Origin of the sequence: Frankia gtarii (assembly GCF_025403375.1) — a bacterium.
GTDB lineage: Bacteria > Actinomycetota > Actinomycetes > Frankiales > Frankiaceae > Frankia > Frankia gtarii.
Map to the genome: position 1 here is coordinate 1 of NZ_JAMPTM010000101.1, position 21324 is coordinate 21324.

Sequence of the window (21324 nt, forward strand, 5' to 3'; positions counted from 1 at the left end):
GGTTGAGGGAGAGCTCGTCGGGGGCGGAGAGGCTGAGCACGGCGTCGACGACGGCGGGCGAGGCGGACAGCTTGGCCTCCACACCGCGCAGGCGCATCGCGACGTTGGGCTCGATGTCGTCGCCGATCAGGTCCACATCCCCGACCACGGTGATCATCCTCGGGCCGACGACTTCCAGGCGCAGCCGGGTGACCCGGTCGACCTCGGGCAGCGCGAGCAGGGCCCGCAGCGTCGCGTCCCGCACCTGCGGGTCGGCCTCCTGCCCGATGAGGAAGCGGCGGTTGCGGCCGATGAGCACGATGGCCACCACCCCGAGCAGCACCCCGACCAGGATCGAACCGATCGCGTCGAAGGCCGCCATGCCGGTGATCTGGTGCAGCGCCAGGCCGAGGGCGGCGATGACGATGCCGGCGAGCGCCGCGGAGTCCTCGGCGAAGACCGCGCGCAGCGTCGGGTCGGACGTCTCCACCACATGCTCGATGACGTCCCGGTTCATCGACGCTGCCTCGGGCCTGGCCTGGCGGACCGACTGCAGGAACGAGGTCCCCTCCAGCAGGAACGACACCGCCAGCACGATGTAGGCGACCAGGTAGTCCCCGCCGGACTCGCCCGCGAACAGCTCCTGCACACCATGAGTGATCGACACCGCGCCCCCGGCGACGAACAGCCCCATCGCCGCGAACAGCGCCCAGACGTAGGCCTCCCGGCCGAACCCGAGCGGGTGGCCGGGCTCCGGCGGGCGCCGCGAGCGCCGGTTCGCCATCACCAGGAAGACCTCGTTGCCGGCGTCGGCCCAGGAGTGCGCGGCCTCGGCGACCATCGAGGCGGAGCCGGTGAGCAGGGCCGCCCCGGTCTTCGCGATCGCGATGATCAGGTTCGCCACGAAGGCGATGGCGACGGTGAGGCCGCTTTCGCTCTTGCCGGCACCGCCGTCCTGCTGTAGCGGGATCGCGTCCTGCGCCTCCGGCGGCAGTTCCGTGGGGGCGGGCGGTGCCGTGAGGCTCTCGGTTGCCGGCTGCGGCACCGGGACGGGCGAGACGGCGGACGCGTCATCCGTGTCAGCGGGCATGCCTTCGTCTCTAGCCCGCGATGACCGTCTTGTAACCCGACCGGGCCCGATGTGTCCGACGGATCGCGACCGGCCGCCAGGCCGCCGCTCACCCGCCCGATCTGCCGGCCTCCACCCGACCGACGCGGAACCGGGTCGCGCGCTGCTAGCGTGCCCCGATGACAGCAACGGGCGGGCGGGGTCTGCGGGTCGACGCGGCACGCAACTACGAGCGGATCATCGCCGCGGCCGACGAGGCGTTCGAGGACGTCGGGCGGGCCGTCACCCTGGAGGAGGTGGCCAGGCGCGCCGGGGTGGGCGTCGCCACCGTCTACCGCCGGTTCCGCAACCGCGACCAGCTGCTGCGCGCCGTGTTCGACCATCTCGTCAGCACCGAGATCGTGCCGCAGGTGGCGCGGGAGACCGGCGACCCGTGGCACGACCTCGTCGGCGCGCTGGAGGCCACCGTGGCGGCGCTCGCCGGCCGGCAGGTGATCCTGGCGCTCGCCCGCGAGACCGACGCCTTCCAGGCCGCGGGGGTGCACCGTTACCTGGAGTCGATGGAGCGCCTGCTCGCCCGCGCCCGCGACGCCGGCGTCGTCCGCCCCGAGCTCGACCGCCGGGACCTGTCCGCGGTCATCGTGATGGCCCTGGCCACAGTGCACCCCGAGGATCCCGCCGGCCTCGACCGCCGGCGCTACCTCGCGCTACTCGTCGACGGGCTGCGTCCCGCCCCCGGCGTGCTGCCGCCCCTGGGCGCGGGTGGCGGGCATGCCTCCGCGGCGAGCCTGCAGTAGGTGTCCCGGCTGACCTGCCAGCCCACCGCCGTGCGCACCACGGTGCCGCCGACGTCATGGGACCGGATGCCGGCCGGGTCGCCGCGGTCCGGCGCCGGCAGAATCAGCGTCGGGTCGTCGAACGTCAGGGTGAACGTGGCCACGGCGTGGGTGGCGTCCAGGGCGGCGACGGCGTGCACGTCCACCCGCAGCGTCCGGGCGGCGCCGGGATGGCGGGCCAGGTACCGCGCCCGCGTGGCGGCCAGGGGCCGGCCGTCCTCGATCGCGGCGAGCGCCGTGTCCGGGTCCACCCCGGCGGCGAAGGCCCGGGTGAGCGCCTGGCGGACCATCCGCTCGACCGCCGGGTCGGTGGCCGGCCGGGGCTCGGCCGCGACGAGTCCCTCGGCGACGCGGCGCACGTCGTCCTCGGTCACCGGGGTGCCCCCGGCGACTTCCAGCAGCAGCCCGTCCCGCTCGATCCAGATCAGGCTGAACTCGTCCTTGGCCGCCATCCGGGTGAGCAGCCCCGGATGTCCGCGGACCGTCGTCGGGGTGAAGGTCCGCTGCGGTTGCGCCGCCCGCCGGGTCGCCTCGACCGCCGCCAGGGCCGGCGTCGTACCCCACTGCGCCTCGACGGAGACGAAGGAGCGCCTCCCGGCGGACATCCCGACGTAGTCCGCGCGGTAGCGGAGGGCATTACCGGTGTTCTGACTCACCCCGACACCCGCGGAGTCGAAGGTCACCCCGGCGGGCAGCCAGGTGACCTTGATGCCGCCCGCATTGGCCCGGACCGCCCCGGCAGCCGCAGTGGCCGACGGTATCGGCCCGACAGTCGGCACCGGACGGGCGGGACGAACCTCCACCGGGTCACCGTCCGGGCGGGCCAGCACCAGCCCGGACGGGACGGCCACCACGATGACCGCCGCGACCGCCGCCGCGACGGCCCGCCGGGTGTGCCGGCGCTGGCGGAACCGGCCGCGGACCGCCGCCGCCGTGTCCGGCCTCGCCACAACCCGCGCCGTCGCCGCCAGCATGGCGTCCCGCAGCTCCCGTTCGTCCCGCAGCTCCCGTTCGACGTCGTTGCTGCTCACGAACTCCTCCTCACGACCGGCAGGGCATCGCCCCACTCCCCCTGCTGCGGGGCACTGCCTAGATGCGCGCTGGCCCGCAGCCGGGCCAGCCCGCGCGACGCCTGACTCTTGACCGACCCGACGCTGCACCCCAGCACGGCGGCGACCTCGGCTTCCGGCAGGTCGTCGAGGTAGCGCAGCACGAGCACCGCTCGCTGGCGCACAGGCAGCGTCAGCAGCGCCTGGATCAGCCCGTCACGCTGCACCAGCCGCTCGGCGTGGTCAGGCTGGCCGGCCACGCCCGCCGTGGCCGGCTCCCACGGCACCTCCCGGATCCGCCGCCGCCGCCAGCGGCTGGCCGCCGCGTTCACCAGCACGCGGCGCACGTACGCCTCCGGCTGCCCGGTGGACACCCGCGGCCAGTGCCGGTAGGTGCGTTCCAATGCCCCCTGCAGCAGATCCTCGGCGGCCCCCCGATCGCCGACCAGCAGCACCGCGCTGCGCAACAGCCGGTCGCCGCTGTGGGCGACGAACTCCTCGAACGCCCGCTCGTCGCGTTCCCGCACCCGACACGTCCCTTCCTCTCCCGCGCTTCCCCGCACTCCCCGACGCCCTCCCTAACGCCACTGGGCGGCGCCAGGTTGACACCGTCCGCGAATTCGCCTGAACCGCCCGGCGACAATGGACGCGACGACTCACGCCGGCCCCGCGGCCTTCGGAGGATGGAGAGGGAACGTCATGCGAGTACGTAGCGCCGTCGTGTGTGGGATCGCACTGGTGGCGCTGGTGGCGCTGGCCGGATGTACCTCGGCCGGGGATGGGCAGGCCGACCCGCCCGCGGGTGCGCCTCCCACCGCGGGCCCGTTCGAGGATTTCCAGCAGCGGCCCGGGGTGGCCTCGTTCGTGGAGGTGTTCCGTACGACGTTCCCGGACCTGGCCGACGGCCGGTCGGATGAGGCCATCGCCTCGGACGTCACTCATGTCTGCCTGGACGACCTGCGGGACCCGTCAACGGGTCAGCCTGCGCCCGACGGCGAGGCTGCCGCCCTGCGGCACATACCGAGCAGGTTCGAACGAAACGGGATCACGCCGGATACGGTGACCGCCAGGATGATCCTGTCCTTTGCCAAGGGCACGGCATGCGGCCCGGTGCACGTCGTCGAGGATTCGAGTAGCACCGCCCACCTCTCGAGTAGCACCGCCCACCTGGTGGCGGGGGCAGGGGCGGCGGCGTGACCGCTTCGGCGCGAGGGTTCACCTCCGAGGTCGAGGCCTCGTTGGACGCCGCCGCCGCGCTGCTCGCGGACGCCGGCGCGCTGCTGGTGTGTGCCGGCGCCGGCATGGGCGTGGATTCGGGGCTGCCGGATTTCCGCGGCGACGCCGGCTTCTGGCGGGCCTACCCGCCGTACAGGCGGCTCGGGCTGTCGTTCGTGGAGCTCGCCGATCCGGTCCACTTCCGCGATGATCCGACGCTGGCCTGGGGCTTCTACGGCCACCGCCTCGGCCTGTACCGGGCGACCGTGCCGCACGAGGGTTTCGCCGTGCTACGCCGATGGGGCGCGCGGCTGCCCGGCGGGCTGCACGTGTTCACCTCCAACGTCGACGGCCAGTTCCAGCGAGCCGGTATCGACGCGGTGGCGGAGGTGCACGGCTCGATCCACCATCTGCAGTGCGCCGGCCCCTGCGACGGGCGGATCTGGCCGGCCGACAGCGTCGAGGTGGACGTCGACCCGGACACGATGCGCGCCCGCGGGCCGCTGCCGCGCTGCCCGTCGTGTGGGGATCTGGCCCGGCCGAACATCCTCATGTTCGGCGACGGCTCCTGGCTGAGCGGACGCACCGATGCCACGCTGCGCTCCTGTTCGTCCTGGCTGGACACTGTGGCCGGCCCGAGCGGCGACGGCCCGCTGGCGGTCGTGGAGATCGGCGCGGGCACCGCCGTGCCGACCGTGCGCCGCACCGCCGAATCTCTCGCCGACGGCCGCCTGATCCGCATCAACCCCGCCGAGCCCGCGATCCGTCCCGGGGCGGGCGTGTCCGTGCCGCTCGGCTCGCTGTGCGCCCTGACCAGTATCGACGCCCGCCTGTGACTATCACCGCACAGATCCGGGTACCTCGACACGCCGGGTGGATCACGCCAGCGTGGCGGCATACCGCATCGCGTCACGGATGAGCGCTCGCAGCTTGCCGTGGGCCTCCGGTATGGAAACTCCCGACTGCCAGGCGCGCACGCTGTGCCAGCCATTACTGCTCTTCAACGAGGGAATCGGCGAGTTCAGCTCCACGTCGACCGGCGGCTCCGGCAGACGGAATACCAACCAGTCCGTGCCGAGCGCGACGACAGCCGCAATTCCGTTCGCCACGATCACCGGAACGCCATACACGGGCACCACATCGCGGGGGTCCGGAGCTAGTTTACTCAGATGCTCGACGAGGTCGGGATGTGTGTTCAACCGCCATCCGTCGAGGGCCATGTCCCCCTTGGGATGTGGCCGTTTCGCATTCAGGCGACGATAGGCCAGCAGGTCCTGGTTGGCTGGCACATCCGCGAGGGGGAGAACAGTAGTTCCTGCCGAATACAGCAGGACCTCAACTGTCGAACCGTCGCCGAATCCTCTGCCATAACCCTTCATTATCCGAGCCGACCCTGACCCGCGCATCCGCATTCCGACCCCGATGAGTCCACCCAGGGAAATCGATGTTGTGGCGCCAAGAAACAGGAAGAACCGATGCCAGTCATAACCGCTATCAGGGGACTTTGCAGTCAGCAGCTGAATGCTCGCAAGAGGAGTTCCGACGACAAGTCCAACGACTACTCCGCGAACGACGAGGTAGATCATACCAATATTCCGCCTTGTCTCCCGATGGCCCGGTTTCCTGCTAGTCGGTGCGAAGGCTGCGCAGCACGGCGCGGGCGGGCAGCAGGCTTCCGGCCAGGGCGAGCAGCAGGCCGGAGCCCAGCAGGGCGGCGGCCCACTGCGGTGGTACGTATGGTGTGCCGTTTCCGCTGATGCCCTGGCTGAAGGGCACCACGGTGATGGCGGTGATGGCGGTGCCGACGGCGAGGGCGATGACGGTGATGAGGACGGCTTCCCAGCGCACCATGCGCAGCACCTGGCGGCGGGTGGCGCCGGTCAGTCGCAGGGTGGCGAACTCCCGGCCGCGTTCCAGGATGGCCATGGCCAGGGTGTTGACGACGGCGATCGCGGCGAAGGCGACGAGCAGGGCGACCAGCAGGTAGTTGGTCCAGGCGCCGAGGTCCTCCTGCTGCTGTTCGGCGCTGGCGAGGGCGGCGCGGCCGTGGATGCGCAGCCCGGGGTGGGCGGCGGCCAGTGCCTGCCAGTCGAGGTGGGCCTGCGGGTCGGTGTCGACCAGGACGGTCTGGATCAGGGGGCTGGTGGTGTGGGTGGCGACGACCGCGGATGGCAGCAGGTAGTCGCCGACGCCGATGCTGCGCCGGTAGACGGCGACCAGGCGCAGGTCGCGTCGGGTGCCGTCGCCGAGCCACAGCCGGACCAGGCCACCCACGTGTTTGCCGTGGGCCCGGTCGGTGCTCAGGGCGACGGTGTCGCCGTGCAGGTCGGCCAGTGAGCCGGCGGTGACGTCGAGGTCGAGCAGGCCGGAGACGTCGCCGGGGGTGACGGCCTGGGCGGGGTAGCTGTCCGATCCGCCAGTGACGACGGTGGTGGGGGTGATGCCGGCCGCCGCGGTGACGCCGGGGGTGGCGCGGACGGTGTCGACGACGCCTGCGGGCAGTCCCTGCCGGGCGGTGAGCGCCTGGTCGGCCAGCACGCGGTCGCGGCCCTGCACCTCGCCGGCGTGGGAGCGGCTGGTCTGGAGGAACAGCAGGGTTCCGCCGAGGGCGGTGCACAGCACGAGGGGGGTGAACACCGAGGTGACCCGGCGGGTGTGAGCCCTGCTGTTGGCCACGGCGAGGAAGCCGCTGGTGCGGGACAGGCCGCGAATGAAGGGGCCGAGCAGGGCGAGGGCCAGGCGGGCCACCAGGGGGCCGAGCAGTGCGGCGGCGACCAGCAGGAGCAGGACGGCGCCGGCGGCGATCGCGGTGAGCACGCCGCCGGTGAGGAAACGGGTGGTGGCGACCACGCCGATCCCGCCGGCCGCACACAGCAGCCCGAGCAGAAACCGTCCGAATCCGAGCCGGGCAGGCGGGACGACGGCCTCGTACAGGGCCTGTGCCGGACGCAGGCGGCCCGCTCGCAGTCCGGTGACCAGCACGGCGAGCTGCGCGGTAAGCGCGGTGGCGCCCGCGCCGACGAGCAGTGGGATCCATCCCACGTCCAGGCGCATCGCCGCGGGTGCCACCCCATGGTCGACCAGGACGGCGCGGCCGGCCCAGGCCAGCGCGACGCCGCCCGCCAGGCCGGGCAGGCAGGCGAGCAGGCCGAGCACCAGGGTCTCCCCGCCGACCAGGCGGCGGATCTGGCGTCCGGTGGCGCCCACGGCCCGCAGCAGGGCCAGTTCGCGCCGGCGCTGCTGCGCCGACAACGCCAGGGTGCCGGCGAGGACGAACAGCGCGACCGCCATCGAGATACCGCCGAAGGTCGCGCTGAGCGCGACGACGTTCTCCACGGCGGTGTCCACGTCGAGGAACTCGGCGCTGCCGCGGCCGTCGCCGGTGCGCACCGTCAGCGGCAGGCCCCGCAGGACCGGACGTACCGACTTGGCCACGGCGGTGGAGTCGGCGCCGGGGGCGGGGTAGATGCCGAAGACGTCCACCAGGCCCGCGGTGAGGCGGTTCGCCTCGGCGTCGGAGACGAAGACCGCGGGACCAGGATCGGCCCGGTGGGGGGCGGCGACACCGACGACGGTGTAATCGCCCGGTGCCGGGTCGGTGGCGGCCACGGTCACCCGGCTTCCCGGGCGCAGATGCGTGGAGCGGGCGAGGTGGGCGTCGACCACCACCTCCGCGGGGCCGGCGGGTGCGCGTCCCTGCGTCAGTCGGTAGGGGGTGAGCTGGGCGCTGCCCCAACCGTGCAGCTGCACGACGTCGGGGGTGGGAATTTCGGTTCCGGCCGCGGCCAGTCCGACGGGCAGCGAGACGTCCGCGACCACCTGCCCCACACCGGAGACGGCACGCAGCCGGGCGGCGATGTTCGCCGCCGGGCGTACCCGTTCCGGCAGTGCCACGTGCTCGGTGTTCTTCCCGTCCCCCGAGCCGTAGGTGAACGCCAGCGACTGCCTGCCCGCGACCACCAGAGGGACATCCCGGTAGCGCTCGGGCAGCGGGTGAGACGTGAGCGCGGACTGGAACAGCACCCCGCACGCAGTGATCAACGCGCAGGCGCACACCAGCGCGACGAAGGAGCCGAGGAAGGCGGATCTGCGCGCCCGCAGTGTCCGCAGTGCCAACCAGAGCACCGTCGTCACCCGCCAAGCCGGAGCAGGCGCTGGGCCACCGCCTCGGCCGACGGCCGGGGCATGGTGTCCACGATCCGTCCCTCGGAGAGGAACACGACCTCGTCGGCGTACGCGGCGGCACCGGCGTCGTGGGTGACCATAACCACGGTCTGGCCGTAGTGGTCGACCGCCTCCCGCAGCAGCCGCAGCACTCCCCGGCCGGACTCACCGTCCAGCGCCCCGGTGGGCTCGTCGGCGAACACGATCTCCGGGCGGGTGATCAGCGCGCGGGCGATGGCCACCCGCTGCTGCTGCCCGCCGGACAGCGCCGCCGGCCGATGCTGGACCCGCTCCTGCAGGCTGGTGCGCGCCACGACCTCGCGTACCCACGCCCGGTCGGCGCGGGTACCGGACAATCGGAAGGGCAGCGTGATGTTCTCCAGGGCCGTCAACGATTCGACGAGGTTGAACGACTGGAAGACGAATCCCATTGCCCGGCGCCGCAGCTCCGTCAGGTCCGGCTCCGGCATTCGCGCGAGATCGTGTCCCGCCAGCCAGACCGATCCCGAGGTGGGGCGGTCGAGTCCGGCGGCGCAGTGCAGCAGCGTGCTCTTGCCGGAGCCGGAGGGACCCATGACCGCGGTGAAGGCACCGCGGCTGAATCCGATGCTGACGTCGCGCAGCGCCGTCACCCCGGCCAGATCGCCGCCGTAGGACTTGGCAACCTGCTCCAGTCCGACCACATGCGCATCACCGTGCATGACCCACATCTTCCTACGCCCAGAGCAACCGCGCGTACGCCCTCGGCAACCCCGCGCGTGCGACGCCTACCGCCGAGGCCAGGGATGCAGATTCCGCCTGCCGCTCCGCCCGGCGACACGGGTGTCCGGCTGACGTTCGGTCCAGCCCGGCTCGACGGGCCCGTCGGCGACCCCGAGGTGACGGACGCCGGCTTCGAGACGACGATGGGGGTGGCGGCCGACACGTTGGACGACCACCTCGGCTACCGGAGAGCCAACAGTTGAGGTAGGCGATGTCAGCCACTCCGAAGATCGGCGTGATTGGTGGCGGCGCGTCCGCGGTCTGCCTGCTGGACGCGCTGGCCCAGCAGCAGGACCTGCCCGCCGGGAAACTGACGATCTTTGACGGCGGGCGACACCTGTGGCGCGGTCGCCCCTATCAGCCGGACCTGGACACGATGCGGGTCAACGCGATACCGCAGGACATGTCGGTACGGGCGGGCGACGTCGGTCATCTCGCCGAATGGCTCACCGCCCGTAGGCTCTTCGTCGACACCGAGACATCGTTTCTCGACCCCATCTCCGGTGCGCCGTTCATCCCGCGGGCAGTGTTCGGCGACTACCTGGAGCAGTCCGCCAGGGTGGCGCTGGTGACGTTGGCCGCGCGAGGCTGGCACGTCGAGCTCAGGCGGCGCATGGTTCACCGCGCCGTGTCAACCCGCCACGGCCTGGCCCTGCGCGCAGCGGGCGGTGAGGATCACGAGGTCGACTACGCGGTCCTCGCCACCGGCGCGGGAAAACCCGCCGACCCGTACGGGCTGGCCGGGTCCGCCGGATTCGTGCGAGATCCCTACCCGGCCGCCGAGATGCTGGCCACGATCCCCCGCGACGATGACCTGGCCGTGATCGGCAGCGGGCTGACCGCGGTCGACGTGGCCCTCGCCCTGGCCGCCCGCGGCCACACCGGCAGGATTCAGCTGCATTCCCGGCAGGCGGTCCTGCCCGCCGTGCGGCAACGGCCCGCCAGGTTCACGCCGCGCCACATCACCGCGGCGCGCTTGCGGGCGATGGCCGCCTCGGGTGGATCACTGCCCCTGGCCGACCTGATCACCATGATCGGCAACGAGCTCGCGGCGGCGGGCGAGGACATCGCCGCCGTGCGGACGGAGATCAACGCCGCCCGCCGGGAGGAGCCCACGCACCGGCTGCGCCGGCAGCTCGGTGCGGTCAACGCACCGGACGGCCCGCTGCGCATCCTGCAGCAGATCATGCCCGATGTCGGACCGGATGTCTGGCCGCTGCTGCCCGAGCACGACAAGGACCGCCTGCTGACCGAGCACCACCGTGCCTTCATGAGCCTGTGCTGTCCGATGCCGCCCGCCAGCGCCGCCGCGCTGCTGCACCTGCTGGAATCCGGGCAGCTCGGGCTGATCGGAGGACTCCGGCGGATCGAGCCGGGGGCGGGCGGCTTCGTCGCGAGCACCGCCCACGGCGAGCATCGGGCGAGCGTCGTCGTCAACGCCGTCAACGGCCGCCTCGGCGGCGTCAGCGACCTCGCCGCGCCGGTGCTGGCCTCGCTGGTGGACGCCGGCCTGGCCGAGCGGCATCCGCGCGGCGGGTTCCACCTCGAGCGGGCCACCAGCCGCCTGACGGTGAAGGCACGCCCGGACCGGCGGCTGTACGCGCTCGGGGATCTCGCGATGGGCAGCCTCTTCTTCACCTTCGGCATCCAGTCCCTGGTGGACCGGGCCGTCGACATCGTCACCTCGATCCGGGGGGACATCGTGCACAGGGCACGCCGCCCCTTCCGCCACGCCGGGCGCGACGTCCTGCAACCGATCTGACCCCGCGATCCACCCCGGGCACGATCCACCCAGGCTCGTTTTCCTCGTCCTGTTCCGCCGTCTCGCCATGACCGCAGATCGGCAGGATCTCAGTCGGCGCGAGCGGCCTCCAGGGCGAGCCGCCGGATCTCCTCGACCACCTCGCTGGAAGGAGGTGGCAGGTGATCCGGGCTTTCCGGAGACACCTGGGGCAGGTACCGGGCGATCCACTTCTGCTCGGGATCCGTGCGCCGCTTCCAGTTCCTGACCGTGATGCGCCGGGCTGCCGCCAGGACCTCGGGACGGTCCCGAACGTGCTGGGCGAGGAAGGTCAGTTCAAGCTTTATGAAGCTGAAGAAGTAGCCGCGGTCCCGGGTGGAGTCCAGCTCCAGCCGACGCAGCACCGCGTCACAGGCACGCGCGTCCCCGACCGCGATAAGCGCGAACAGCGCCGCCTCCTGCGTCTCCTCGCTCCTCACCGCCAGGGCATCGATGAGCCTCTCCGTACACGATGCGTCTCCGCGCTCAGCCAAAGCCGCAATGCTCGCCAGGCGAACACTCAGTGACCTGTGGTCGACGTAGGGAGTGAACAGGCCGATGTCGATCGGCGAGTTGGAGGGTGACGGTGCCGGTGCTGTCCTGGGTGGCCGCCAGGTCGGTGCCGAGGCCGTGGACGTTGCGGGTCCAGGTGCCGCCGGTGACACCGATCCACGCGGGGCTGTCACCCGTGCCGTCGGTGTAGTGGTTGGTCGAGGTGGTGGAACCCTGGGTCCAGGAACGGATGCGCCGGGCCGGGTCGAGGGCGTAGGTGCGGGTGGTCGAGCCCTGGGTTTCGGCGGCGACCATGTCGTCGGCGTTGTAACCGACGGTCAGTGCGGTTCCGCCGGCGTCGGCGGCCGGGACGGTCGTGGTGCGGCCGAACTTGTCGTAGACGTAGCCGGTGTCGGTCTCCCGGTCCGCCTGGTCGTAGCTGTGAGTGAGGGTGTAGGTGGGGGTGGTGGAGGTGCTGCAGATCGCGCCGGGACTGTTGGTGCCGGCGTCGGGGTAGGAGATCTCCTGCGTGCGGTTGGAATCAGCGTCGTAGACGTAGCGCCGTGACGTGCACGTCTGGGTGCTGCTACTGGCGCGGACGTCGCGGGCCAAGGTGAGCCGGCCGGAGGGGTCGTAGAGATACTCGATGCCCTGGTTCGGGGTTCCGACGATCCGGCCCTGGCCGTTGATGTTGTCGATCTCGCTGTAACCCAGCCAGGTCGTCCCGCTCTTGGCATACGTCAAAGCGGTGGGGCTGGCGGTGTTGTCACCGCCATGTGGCGCCCAGGCCGCTCGGATAGGTCTCGGACGCGAGGGCGCCGTCGCCGTTGTACGTGGCGGTGAATCTCGAGGGCGCCGAACCCGCCCCGACGTCCAGGCTCGTGACCAGACCACGATGCTCGGTGGAACTGTCGTAGGTGTAGGTGCCCTTGCCGTCGTTGACCGTGGCAGGCGCGCCGTCAATGTCATAGCTGGTGGTCGCGGTGTTGCCGTCGGCGTCGGTCTGCGAACTGACGTGCCCCCAGCTGTCGTAGCCGGTGGTCAGGGTGACGCTGTTCGCGGTCGTCGTGGTCGGCAGGCCGGTCGAGGTGCTGTAACCGAACGTCGCGGTCGGCACCGCGGTGCCGCCGTCGCCCGCGGGGCTCACCGCGCGGGCCGCGGAGGTCTTGCGGCCCGCCGCGTCGTAGGCCGTCGTCGTCGTCCTCGTCGTGGAACCGACGGTCTCGACCGCGGTCAGCGGCTCGTTGAGGTTGTTGTAGGTGTAGGTCGTGACCGGCAGTGCGTTGCCCGAGCTCGGCTGCGCCGCGGGACCCTCCGAGCAGGCCAGGCCGGCCCACGAGGCGTTGACGCAGCCACCCGACCCGGTCGGGGTGAAGTACGAGGTGACCGCGCTGAACGCATCGGTACCGGCCGCGTTCGCCTTCGGCTGGCGGACCTCCACCGGCTGACCGGCAAGGTTGTAGAAGGAGGTCCGGACGACGTCCGGATCCGACCCGCCACCCATCCAGGTGGTCACCGTCGTCGGCCTGCGCAGCGTCCACCCGGACGTCGCCCCGTCCGCGCCCGTCTTCGCCTCGTAGCCGTTGATCACCTTGCGGGGATCAGTGTCACTGCTGCCGTCGTAGGCGGACGCCGTCACCTGATCCGCCCGGCGTAATCACCCCACGTCGCCGGATCGCCATCATCGGCGGTTGCGGTTGTGGCATAGGTGATGGTCAACATCCGGCAGCCGGCACCAAGACCGCCCGAGCAGGTCACCCCAGCCAGCCTCGGGGCAAGGGCCAGCACCGGGGCGAGGATCCGCGTCGTGCGCCCCTGGCCGTCGGCCTTCCGTTCCTCTCGACGTCGCAGTTCGCCGTGTACGTCAACGACGCCGAACCGGTGCCCACCCCTACAGGTCAGGCCAGCGTGGCTGCGTCGAACGCGGGTTTCCACAGCCGATGGAGCGACCTCGTAAAGCAGCTCCCAGCGATTCCCGAAACGGCCGGGACGACTTGATTGAGGCCGCCCCGGCCAACTTTCCGACTACCTCCTCTTCACGGCAACCCGCCGAAGAATAAGGATTGAGATACTTACAACGGCAAAGATCAAGAATAGAACGGTCGAGAAGATGTCATCTTCAACAAAATAGTTTTCAAGCGCCAAGATGACAGCAACTAGTGCAATCGCCTCGAGTATCTCAGTGACCCGCGGGATCTTGCCTGCCAACTTTCACCGTCCCGGAAAGAGGTTTCCCTCGGTTCCAATGATCAATCTACCGTCGATGACGCCCTCTTGGCCTCGGCTTCCTTTCCTGCACCCTCTTGATCGCCTTTCCTGCACCCCCTGTGAGACCGCCCATAGCTGCAGCCTTGTAGAGTTCCCGAGACGTCGGCTTCCTGGCCCTTACGGCATAAGCAGAGGCACCTAAAACGGCTCCAGCCGCAACCCCACATACGATTGAGGCAACGCAGGCGGTTGCGCCGTAGACACCCAGTAGCGCGACCGCAATAACACCGATATTTCGCCGCGTAATAAACCTTCTAAAGTGAAACCGCTTACCGTCGAGGTCGTAGGTGTTGTAGGGGTCCTGGTGGGCGTAGTCGTAGGCGTTGTCCGAGCCGCCGGGGACCGGGTCGGTCTGGAGGAAGCGGCCGAGGCTGGGATCGTAGAGACGGACGCCCATCAGGGTGAGGCCGGACAGGGTGTCGCGGGAACGCTGCTTCGCGCCGAGCCAGCCGTAACGCGGGTAGGCCGAGCTCGGGAAGTACGGGCTGCCGAACTCGGTCGACTCCGCGTAGCTCGCCGGAGACGTCGCCGACGTCGAGTCGTCGACGGTCGCGACCACATCGCCGTGCAGATTGGCGAGTTGAAGGGTAACCGCGCCGGTGTCGGTCTGGACGGCGGCCAGGTCCCCGCCGATCCCGGTGATGTTCCGCGACCAGCTGCTGCCGGCCCCGATCCACGCCGGACTGTCCCCCGACGCGGACGTGTAATGATTCGTCGACGTCGACGACCCGTCCGTCCACGACCGGACCCGGCGGGCCGGGTCCAACGCGTAGGACCTGGTCGACGAGCCGACGGTTTCGCTGGCAACGAGATCGTTCACGTAGTAGCCGAGACTCGCCGACGACCCGGCCGGCGGATACGGATCCGTCGTCGTCCGACCGAACAGATCATAGGCATACCCGGAGTTGGTGAGCCGGTCCGCCTGATCATAGGCGAAAGAATAACCGGTGGCCGACGTTGACGTCGAGCAGGTACCCGCGTCGCTACCCCCACCATCCGGGTAGCTCGTCAACGACAACCGATTCGAATCCGCATCATAGGCGTACGTCCGGGTGGTGCAGGAGGCCGGACCGCCGTAACTCACCGTATCCGCCACTGACGTCAACCGGCCCGACGGGTCGTAACCCAACGTCTTCACCGACGCAGGTGTCGCCTCCGACCGGACCTGACCGTAGACCGAGTTCGCCTCGGAAAACGTCAGCCAGGGGTTGCCGTCCTTCGCATAGGCCAGCGCCGTCGGCTCACCGTTGTCGGCCTACGCAGCACCGCCAGCTCGTCGCGCAGCGGATCCCGAGGAGCAGGCGGATCCGTGACGATCATCCAGGAGCTGCCGAACTCATTGGCCTGCCAGACGGGAGTGCCCTGGCAGATGGCCCGGCGGCGGGGGCTCGCCGCCGGGCTCTAGCGCTTCCTGCCCTGCGTCGGGCTTGGCCCGTCACACCGACGGGTTCACCCTTTGCTTGGCGGCTGCGGACGCTTGGCTGTAGGTGGTGTCGCGTCGTCACTCTCACTACGGTGCGCGCTTGGCGTGACTTTCTCGGAGCGCCGGCCGAGAAGACTCACTCGTTCGGCTCGGACCGGCCAGCCGTCCTGGACGAGTGCGTCGAGCACTCGCTTAGGCCGCAGCGGGATGAACGAAAGACCAAACCGGTTCCCATATCCGTCGAGGAAGCTAACAGTCCCACAGAGCCCGAGGTCCAGGTCCCTCCTCTCGTACAGAACCTGAGAAACCTCGTCGCGGCGGATGGTCGTGGTTCGCCAGAACGCACGGTGCTGTACGCAGAGGTCCGGAGCCACGGTGAACAGACGCCAGTAACTCGACGTTCTCTGGAACCAGACATGGACGTAAGCACCCCGGAAACGATTGCCGCTCATCTCGCACAATACTTTCCGAGAGGAATGATGTCCACCGCATGAGCCCCAAGGGAGATTCCTCTGCCAACGCCCAGGCCACTGCCGAATGACACGTCAGCGAGCGAGCGACTCCTCCCCTTCGTCACGTAACCAGCGGGAAGCGAGACCGTCGCAGACTGGCACGCCTGAACAACCCGCCGCAGCCGCTCGTTCACCAACACCAGCCGCTCGTTCGCCACCAGAGCCGCGGCCTGCCCGCCAGCAAGCTCCTCGATCCGCGCCTCGGCCGCCGCCAGACGCGGCTCCCACGACGCGGACGAGTCAGCCACAACCCCGATCCTCCACGCCCAACCACGCCGATCAAGCAACGACCACGACGTGTCCCCTCAACACAAACCCCAAGGTCAGCGACCTACGACCGCCCACCCCTGAATGGACACCTGGGCGGGACTGGCGTCGGCGAACCGCGGCGAGTGCAGCACGGCCAGGACCCGGTCGCGTTCCGCGGCGCCCAACGCCCGCGGCTGGCGCCGCGCCCGGTGCGGGACCGGGACCGGACGGGCCGGTGCGGGGCTTTTCCGATGCCGCCGGTAATGCGTGGCCCTCGACCGTCCCACCACCTCGCAGGCGGCTTTGGCACCGATCTCGGGAACCAGCCGGGCGAGGGCTTCTTCGGTCAGCCGTTCGGCTTCTTCGGCGAGGCGGGGTTCTCGTCGGGAGCGCTCTCGGACAGCTTCTCCAAAAGCGCGGCAAGTTTTCCCTGGACGTCGCTCACGAACTGGGCCTTCGCCAGCTCCTTCTCCAACGTCAGTTTCTCCGCCCGCAGCTTTTCCAGTTCTTTGTCCCGCTCGTCGGCCGGCGGCCGACCTTTCGACTTCGACAGACCCGCCGACGCACCCGCATCGCGGAGTTTCCGCCATTCGACGAGGTGCGCAGAGTACAGGCCTTCCCGGCGCAGGATCGCACCCTTCGCGCCCGGCGCGGTCGCCGCCTCATACTCGTTCAAGATCCGCATCTTGTAGGCGGACGAGAACTGCCGCCGCCTCGCCCTCGCGGGCACCTCCGGATCCGGCCGGCGCCCCTGCTGCGCCTCGTCCTCGCTCACCGGACCATCGTCGACCGGCCGGCGAGCTGCTGTCAGCCCCATGTCCATCTGGCTCGCGCTCCCTACCCGCCCTCGTCACTGGTTGACAGACATCACCTGTCTCGCACCATCTTGACAGGTAGGGCTGAGGAGCTACTCGACGGAGGACCTATTTTTCGCCTCCATCAGATCCCGATATGTGCGCTCCGCGGTCGACCCCGACGCTCTCCGAAGGCTTCGGAACTCGTCGAGACGAAGCTTACGACCGCCACTCAAAGTTACGACCGGAATCCGCCAGGGAAGAATTTCCCCGGCGTCAATAATAGCGACCGTTTCAACTCCCGACCAGCGCATCGTTCGAGTTCGCCCTATCTGGCAGAAGGTCACCTCATCAGCCCTAATGACAATCCTTGATCTCACGCAACGAAGGAGCGCGACCAAAAAGACTACAGCAATTATTCCGCCGAGGACCCGACCCCCTTCATTGGAATTCTCATCAGATGGCAAGAAGTATGTGATCCCGAGCAGCACGAAGATAGAGCAGCAGATTCCGGTAAAGGTTCGATAAAGGTATGGGCGAATCACCGTCGAACTTCCTCTCCTTACACCCTTACCTCTATCATGGCGCATAGTACCTACGATCTCGGCTACGCGAGTAACCGCCCACAAAATTGGCTATGCCGCTCACAGCACCCCCTGCTTTGAGTATGTATTTCGTTCTCCTTCCCGTTGCGGCAAGACTCGCCGTTCTCTTCAACGGGTACCAGACGCCTCCAAAGTTCGCCGTCGAGAAAATGGCGTCACCAGCGTTAGCCCGCAACGCGCGGCGGAAGCCCTGATGGCTAATTCGATACTGTGCACGGATCCCGAACGCCGCCGCCTGCGCGCCCGCGCATATGAGCACGCTGGCGAAGCAGGCTCCAATTGCCGCCACTCCGGCGATCTGCCGTCGATACTTTACTGCCGTTCGTGTGGCTTTCTTGACAGCTTTCTTCCAGGACCAGGTTCCGTCGATGTCGAAGGTGTTGTAGGGGTCCTAGTGGGCGTAGTCGTAGGCGTTGTCCGAGCCGCCGGGGACCGGGTCGGTCTGGAGTAAACGGCCGAGGCTGGGATCGTAGAGACGGACACCCATCAGGGTGAGACCGGACAGGGTGTCGCGGGAGCGCTGCTTCGCGCCGAGCCAGCCGTAACGCGAATAGGCCGAGCTCGGGAAGTACGGGCTGCCGAACTCGGTGGACTCCGCATAGCTCGCCGGCGAGGTCACCGACGTCGAGTCATCGACGGTAGCCACCACATCGCCGTGCAGGTTCGCCAACTGCAACGTCACCGCACCGGTGTCGGTCTGGACGGCGGCCAGGTCCCCGCCGATCCCGGTGATGTTCCGCGACCAGCTGCTGCCGGCCCCGATCCACGCCGGACTGTCCCCCGACGCGGACGTGTAATGATTCGTCGACGTCGACGACCCGTCCGTCCACGACCGGACCCGGCGGGCCGGGTCCAACGCGTAGGACCTGGTCGACGAGCCGACGGTTTCGCTGGCAACGAGATCGTTCACGTAGTAGCCGAGACTCGCCGACGACCCGGCCGGCGGATACGGATCCGTCGTCGTCCGACCGAACAGATCATAGGCATACCCGGAGTTGGTGAGCCGGTCCGCCTGATCATAGGCGAAAGAATAACCGGTGGCCGACGTTAACGTCGAGCAGGTACCCGCATCACTACCCCCACCATCCGGGTAGCTCGTCAACGACAACCGATTCGAATCCGCATCATAGGCATACACCCGGCTCGTGCAGGAGGCCGGACCGCCGTAATTCACCGTATCCGCCACCGAGGTCAACCGGCCCGACGGATCGTAACCCAACGCCTTCACCGACGCCGGCGTCGCCTCCGACCGAACCTGACCGTAGACCGAGTTCGCCTCGGAAAACGCCAGCCAGGGGTTGCCGTCCTTCGCATAGGCCAGCGCCGTCGGCACGGCACTGGACGGACACGACAGCCGCGCACTGGTCCGGGACACCGACGGCGGGCGACTCGACGGCGGGCGACTCGACGACGACCGCCGCTACGACCGGGCCGTCGGGCCGATGCAGTTCATCCCCACCACCTGGGCGTGGGCGGGCCGCGATGGATCGGGCGACGGCCGGGCCGACCCGAACAACGTCGACGACGCGACCCTCTCCGCCGCCGGATACCTCTGCCGCCACGACCGCGACCTCACCGACCCCGCCGCGCTGCGGGCCGCGATCTACAGCTACAACCCCTCGGCGAGCTACCTGCGCGCCGTCCTCGCCTGGACCGCCGGTTACACCACCACGCCGGTACTCCCCGGTGCGGACGCCGCGCCGACGACGAGGCCCTCGCCCCAGCCGCCCGCCATGCCCACCCCGATACCCACACCTGCCTCGCCAGCACACCTGCCTCGCCAGCACAGCCGCCCTCGCCAGCACAGCCGCCCCCGCCAACGAGCTCCGTCCCGGCGGGAACCAGCGCGCCCCGGCCAACCGCGGCATCACCCTCCGGCACCGCCCGGACGACCGCTACCGCACCGACCCCGCTCCCGTCTGTCCCCCCCCTCGACGGGCGGCTCCCAGCCGACGACCTCCCCGGCCGCGCCTGCCCCGACCGTCTCGCCAGGCGGTTCCCTGCTCGTCGTCTCTCTCACCCCCGCGGACGGCCCCGGATCACCCGCCTCGCAGACCTCCGCCCCCTGATGCCAGGCCAACCCCACCGCCGCGGTGTGCCGGACCGAAACGAGACACGATGCCACGCCCAACCCGTTACCCCCCGGCCTTCCGCGCGCAGGCCGTCACCCAGGTCATCCGGGCCCGGTCAGGTCACACCTCCGAATGGGCGGCGATCCAGGCGGTGGCCGCGACTCTTGCCATTAGCGCCGAGACCCTGCGGAACTGGATCCGTCAAACTGAGTCCGCTGACGCTCTCGTCCACGCCGACCTCCGTCGCCATCAGACCGAGATACGCCGCCTCACCCGGGAGAACGCCGAACTGCGACGGGCCCTCGGTCTCCTGCGCACCGCCATGCCGCTGGTCACCTCGCGGACCGCCACACCGCTTCCCGACGAGCGGCCAGACGGCGAGCGACACGGATCGCCGGAACGGCGAGGAGCGCGGGCTGGGCGGTTACCCGAGCCGCGGAATCCCCAAGATCATTGATGTCGGCCAGACACACCCCGACGGCATCATGATCGGCGCGGGCGGCAGCCTTCCCACGTTCCGAACGATCTTCGGATCAGCAGCCTTCTCGGGGCAGTTTCCACACCGCGGCGACGGCGGTCGGCAGCGTTGTGGCGCAGAGCTGCCCGCCCGTGTCGCCGGCCAGCTTCCATGATCCGCCCCTGGGCCGGGTGAACAGCCACGGACCGTCCTGGAAGGCGATGAGGGGGTCACCCGCTGCCCCGTTGAGTTTCTTGCCCTTCGCCAGGGCGCTTGCCGACGGCTCGAAATCGGCCACGGCCCAGTAGGTCCCGGTGCTGGTCTCCTGCGCGTAGTAGACCGAGCCGTTGCTGGTCGACGCCACGTCCGAGCGAGTGAGGACCGCACTGTCCGGCCCCTGATGCCCGTTGACCCACGCGACGACGAGTTGCCCGCGCAGCGCATCATCCACCTGCAGGTTCCGCGCGCCGGCGGGGGCACCGGACGACGCGCCGGCGGCCGGGACCGTCGCACCGGTTCTGGCCGCGGCGGTCCCGGTCCCGGTCGCGGCGGTGGACGCGGCCGCGGCGGTGGAGCCGGCCGGGGTCACCCCGGACGACCCGGTGGAACCGCTTGCACCGCAGCCGCTCAGCAGGAGCAGGCCGCACAGCACCGTGCCCCCCAGCGACCAGCCCCGGGCGGACCGATGGTCCGCCCGGCGGTTCCACGATGACAGTCGCACGACGACCTGGCCTCTCTCGAGCCATCAGCGCGGCACATCCATGCCGCGAGTGGGTTTCGGGAGATTATCGGCACCATGGTCGGGAGTGGCCGCCGGTACAGGGCAAACGTGACCTGACGCGGCGCCGGTTGCGGTGCGCTGGGTACGGTTTCGATGAGTTCGGACCGTACGGAACGCACCGCAACTGCGGGCCACCGGTGTCAGGCGCCGGGCAGGGGGCGCAGGATGTTGCGGTCGGTGTGGGCGACCGGGCCGCTACTCACCCGCGAGTGGTCGATCGTGGTGGTCTCGTCGTAGGCGAAGCTGCCGTCGGGGTTGACGGTGATGGTCACCTCGTACGCGGTGGTGTTCGCCGCGCGGGCCAGGTACGGGTTGGACAGGATGCCGTACGTGGTGGAGCCGAGGTCCGCGCGCAGGGTGAAGCTGGTCGCGTCGGGCGCGACGACGCCGCCGGCGATCAGGGTCTGCCCGCGGGGCACCAGGAAGCTGCGCATGACGTGGCCGAGCTCGGCGTCCCACAGCCAGTAGCCGAGCTCGGTGTGGAACGGGGCCTCCTCGCCGAACCGCCACGCCGCCATCTTGTAGTCGAGGCCGTAGAGATGCTGCGTGCCGTTGGCCACCGGGCCGAACGGCTTCAGCGTGACCTTCTCACGGTACGGGGTGGTGATCATCGAACCCTCGACGTTGCCGAAGGCGACGTCGACACCCTGGTCGCCCTCCCACTCGCCGGCCAGGGCCGCCAGCGGCCCCCACTCCGGACCAACCTTCTCCGTCAACGCCGAACCCTCCTAGACTGAAAAACTTCCGAAACCGGCACAAAACCACCGGAACATCCAGACATTACGTGGCGAGCCCCCGAAGTCCGTCGGCCCTGACC

At 69.9% G+C, this 21324-nt stretch carries 23 protein-coding genes; 7 read left to right on the forward strand and 16 right to left on the reverse strand.

Annotated elements, in window-relative coordinates; all coding sequences use genetic code 11:
* Window positions 1-1069: cation diffusion facilitator family transporter (locus NBZ83_RS16115; RefSeq protein WP_261575310.1), on the reverse strand; the 1069-nt coding region annotated here is incomplete at its 3' end.
* Between the two features lie 158 nt (window positions 1070-1227).
* On the opposite strand from NBZ83_RS16115, the gene NBZ83_RS16120 reads away from it, so the two are divergent.
* Window positions 1228-1845: a TetR/AcrR family transcriptional regulator gene (locus NBZ83_RS16120; RefSeq protein ID WP_261566494.1), complete on the forward strand. Its 618-nt coding sequence runs from the start codon at window positions 1228-1230 to the stop codon at window positions 1843-1845.
* Here NBZ83_RS16120 and NBZ83_RS16125 read toward each other — a convergent pair.
* A complete protein-coding gene (locus NBZ83_RS16125; protein ID WP_261575311.1) occupies window positions 1746-2915 on the reverse strand; it encodes a hypothetical protein in 1170 nt (389 codons plus the stop codon). The genes NBZ83_RS16120 and NBZ83_RS16125 overlap by 100 nt on opposite strands.
* Window positions 2912-3460 carry a SigE family RNA polymerase sigma factor gene (locus NBZ83_RS16130; RefSeq protein WP_261566496.1) on the reverse strand — a complete coding sequence of 183 codons (549 nt, stop codon included), beginning with the start codon at window positions 3458-3460 and terminating at the stop codon, window positions 2912-2914. Before NBZ83_RS16130 ends, NBZ83_RS16125 begins: the two co-directional genes overlap by 4 nt.
* A 172-nt stretch (window positions 3461-3632) precedes the next feature.
* Between NBZ83_RS16130 and NBZ83_RS16135 the strand changes: the two genes are divergently transcribed.
* Both NBZ83_RS16135 and NBZ83_RS16140 read left to right on the forward strand, forming a co-directional pair.
* Window positions 3633-4130: a hypothetical protein gene (locus tag NBZ83_RS16135; RefSeq protein ID WP_261566497.1), complete on the forward strand. Its 498-nt coding sequence runs from the start codon at window positions 3633-3635 to the stop codon at window positions 4128-4130.
* A complete protein-coding gene (locus tag NBZ83_RS16140; RefSeq protein ID WP_261566498.1) occupies window positions 4127-4984 on the forward strand; it encodes an SIR2 family NAD-dependent protein deacylase in 858 nt (285 codons plus the stop codon). Before NBZ83_RS16135 ends, NBZ83_RS16140 begins: the two co-directional genes overlap by 4 nt.
* 42 nt (window positions 4985-5026) lie before the next feature.
* On the opposite strand, the gene NBZ83_RS16145 is transcribed toward NBZ83_RS16140, so the two are convergent.
* The 3 genes from NBZ83_RS16145 to NBZ83_RS16155 are packed head-to-tail and all read right to left on the reverse strand — an operon-like array spanning window position 5027 to window position 9013.
* Window positions 5027-5734 carry a hypothetical protein gene (locus tag NBZ83_RS16145; RefSeq protein WP_261566499.1) on the reverse strand — a complete coding sequence of 236 codons (708 nt, stop codon included), beginning with the start codon at window positions 5732-5734 and terminating at the stop codon, window positions 5027-5029.
* A 40-nt stretch (window positions 5735-5774) separates the two neighbouring features.
* On the reverse strand, window positions 5775-8282 hold the full coding sequence (locus NBZ83_RS16150) for an ABC transporter permease (protein ID WP_261575312.1): 2508 nt from the start codon (window positions 8280-8282) through the stop codon (window positions 5775-5777).
* Window positions 8279-9013 (reverse strand): ABC transporter ATP-binding protein, encoded by a 735-nt coding sequence (locus NBZ83_RS16155; protein WP_261575313.1) that lies wholly within the window; start codon window positions 9011-9013, stop codon window positions 8279-8281. The genes NBZ83_RS16150 and NBZ83_RS16155 overlap by 4 nt, the downstream gene beginning before the upstream one ends.
* Before the next feature lie 84 nt (window positions 9014-9097).
* Between NBZ83_RS16155 and NBZ83_RS16160 the strand changes: the two genes are divergently transcribed.
* Both NBZ83_RS16160 and NBZ83_RS16165 read left to right on the forward strand, forming a co-directional pair.
* Window positions 9098-9277, forward strand: coding sequence for a hypothetical protein (locus tag NBZ83_RS16160; RefSeq protein WP_261566502.1), 180 nt, complete (start codon window positions 9098-9100; stop codon window positions 9275-9277).
* Window positions 9278-9285: 8 nt separating this feature from the next.
* On the forward strand, window positions 9286-10836 hold the full coding sequence (locus NBZ83_RS16165) for an FAD/NAD(P)-binding protein (RefSeq protein ID WP_261575314.1): 1551 nt from the start codon (window positions 9286-9288) through the stop codon (window positions 10834-10836).
* A gap of 89 nt (window positions 10837-10925) precedes the next feature.
* Here NBZ83_RS16165 and NBZ83_RS16170 read toward each other — a convergent pair whose 3' ends face one another.
* The 8 genes from NBZ83_RS16170 to NBZ83_RS16200 all read right to left on the reverse strand — a co-directional run bounded on the left by NBZ83_RS16170 (window position 10926) and on the right by NBZ83_RS16200 (window position 18530).
* Window positions 10926-11294, reverse strand: coding sequence for a hypothetical protein (locus tag NBZ83_RS16170; RefSeq protein ID WP_261566504.1), 369 nt, complete (start codon window positions 11292-11294; stop codon window positions 10926-10928).
* Window positions 11295-11340: 46 nt separating this feature from the next.
* Complete coding sequence (locus NBZ83_RS16175; protein WP_261566505.1) at window positions 11341-12090, reverse strand: hypothetical protein; 750 nt, start codon at window positions 12088-12090, stop codon at window positions 11341-11343.
* Between the two features lie 22 nt (window positions 12091-12112).
* Complete coding sequence (locus NBZ83_RS16180; protein ID WP_261566506.1) at window positions 12113-12985, reverse strand: RHS repeat domain-containing protein; 873 nt, start codon at window positions 12983-12985, stop codon at window positions 12113-12115.
* A 386-nt stretch (window positions 12986-13371) separates the two neighbouring features.
* Window positions 13372-13554 (reverse strand): hypothetical protein, encoded by a 183-nt coding sequence (locus NBZ83_RS33865; RefSeq protein WP_368861863.1) that lies wholly within the window; start codon window positions 13552-13554, stop codon window positions 13372-13374.
* 46 nt (window positions 13555-13600) lie between these two features.
* Complete coding sequence (locus NBZ83_RS16185; RefSeq protein ID WP_261566507.1) at window positions 13601-14632, reverse strand: RHS repeat-associated core domain-containing protein; 1032 nt, start codon at window positions 14630-14632, stop codon at window positions 13601-13603.
* 853 nt (window positions 14633-15485) lie between these two features.
* Complete coding sequence (locus tag NBZ83_RS33375; protein ID WP_261575320.1) at window positions 15486-15797, reverse strand: hypothetical protein; 312 nt, start codon at window positions 15795-15797, stop codon at window positions 15486-15488.
* A gap of 347 nt (window positions 15798-16144) precedes the next feature.
* Window positions 16145-16573 (reverse strand): hypothetical protein, encoded by a 429-nt coding sequence (locus NBZ83_RS16195; RefSeq protein WP_261575315.1) that lies wholly within the window; start codon window positions 16571-16573, stop codon window positions 16145-16147.
* A gap of 1015 nt (window positions 16574-17588) precedes the next feature.
* Entirely contained in the window at window positions 17589-18530 is a 942-nt protein-coding gene (locus NBZ83_RS16200) for an RHS repeat-associated core domain-containing protein (RefSeq protein ID WP_261575317.1), read from the reverse strand.
* 109 nt (window positions 18531-18639) lie between these two features.
* Between NBZ83_RS16200 and NBZ83_RS16205 the strand changes: the two genes are divergently transcribed.
* Together NBZ83_RS16205 and NBZ83_RS33870 are read left to right on the forward strand one after the other, a co-directional pair.
* Window positions 18640-19266 (forward strand): lytic transglycosylase domain-containing protein, encoded by a 627-nt coding sequence (locus NBZ83_RS16205; protein ID WP_261575319.1) that lies wholly within the window; start codon window positions 18640-18642, stop codon window positions 19264-19266.
* Between the two features lie 49 nt (window positions 19267-19315).
* Window positions 19316-19726: a transposase gene (locus NBZ83_RS33870; RefSeq protein WP_368861864.1), complete on the forward strand. Its 411-nt coding sequence runs from the start codon at window positions 19316-19318 to the stop codon at window positions 19724-19726.
* 76 nt (window positions 19727-19802) lie between these two features.
* Here the strand turns inward: NBZ83_RS33870 and NBZ83_RS16210 are convergent, their stop codons facing one another.
* Together NBZ83_RS16210 and NBZ83_RS16215 are read right to left on the reverse strand one after the other, a co-directional pair.
* Window positions 19803-20447 carry a hypothetical protein gene (locus tag NBZ83_RS16210; RefSeq protein ID WP_261566510.1) on the reverse strand — a complete coding sequence of 215 codons (645 nt, stop codon included), beginning with the start codon at window positions 20445-20447 and terminating at the stop codon, window positions 19803-19805.
* A 200-nt stretch (window positions 20448-20647) separates the two neighbouring features.
* Window positions 20648-21223: a heme-binding beta-barrel domain-containing protein gene (locus tag NBZ83_RS16215; protein WP_261566511.1), complete on the reverse strand. Its 576-nt coding sequence runs from the start codon at window positions 21221-21223 to the stop codon at window positions 20648-20650.
* Window positions 21224-21324 lie beyond the last annotated feature (101 nt).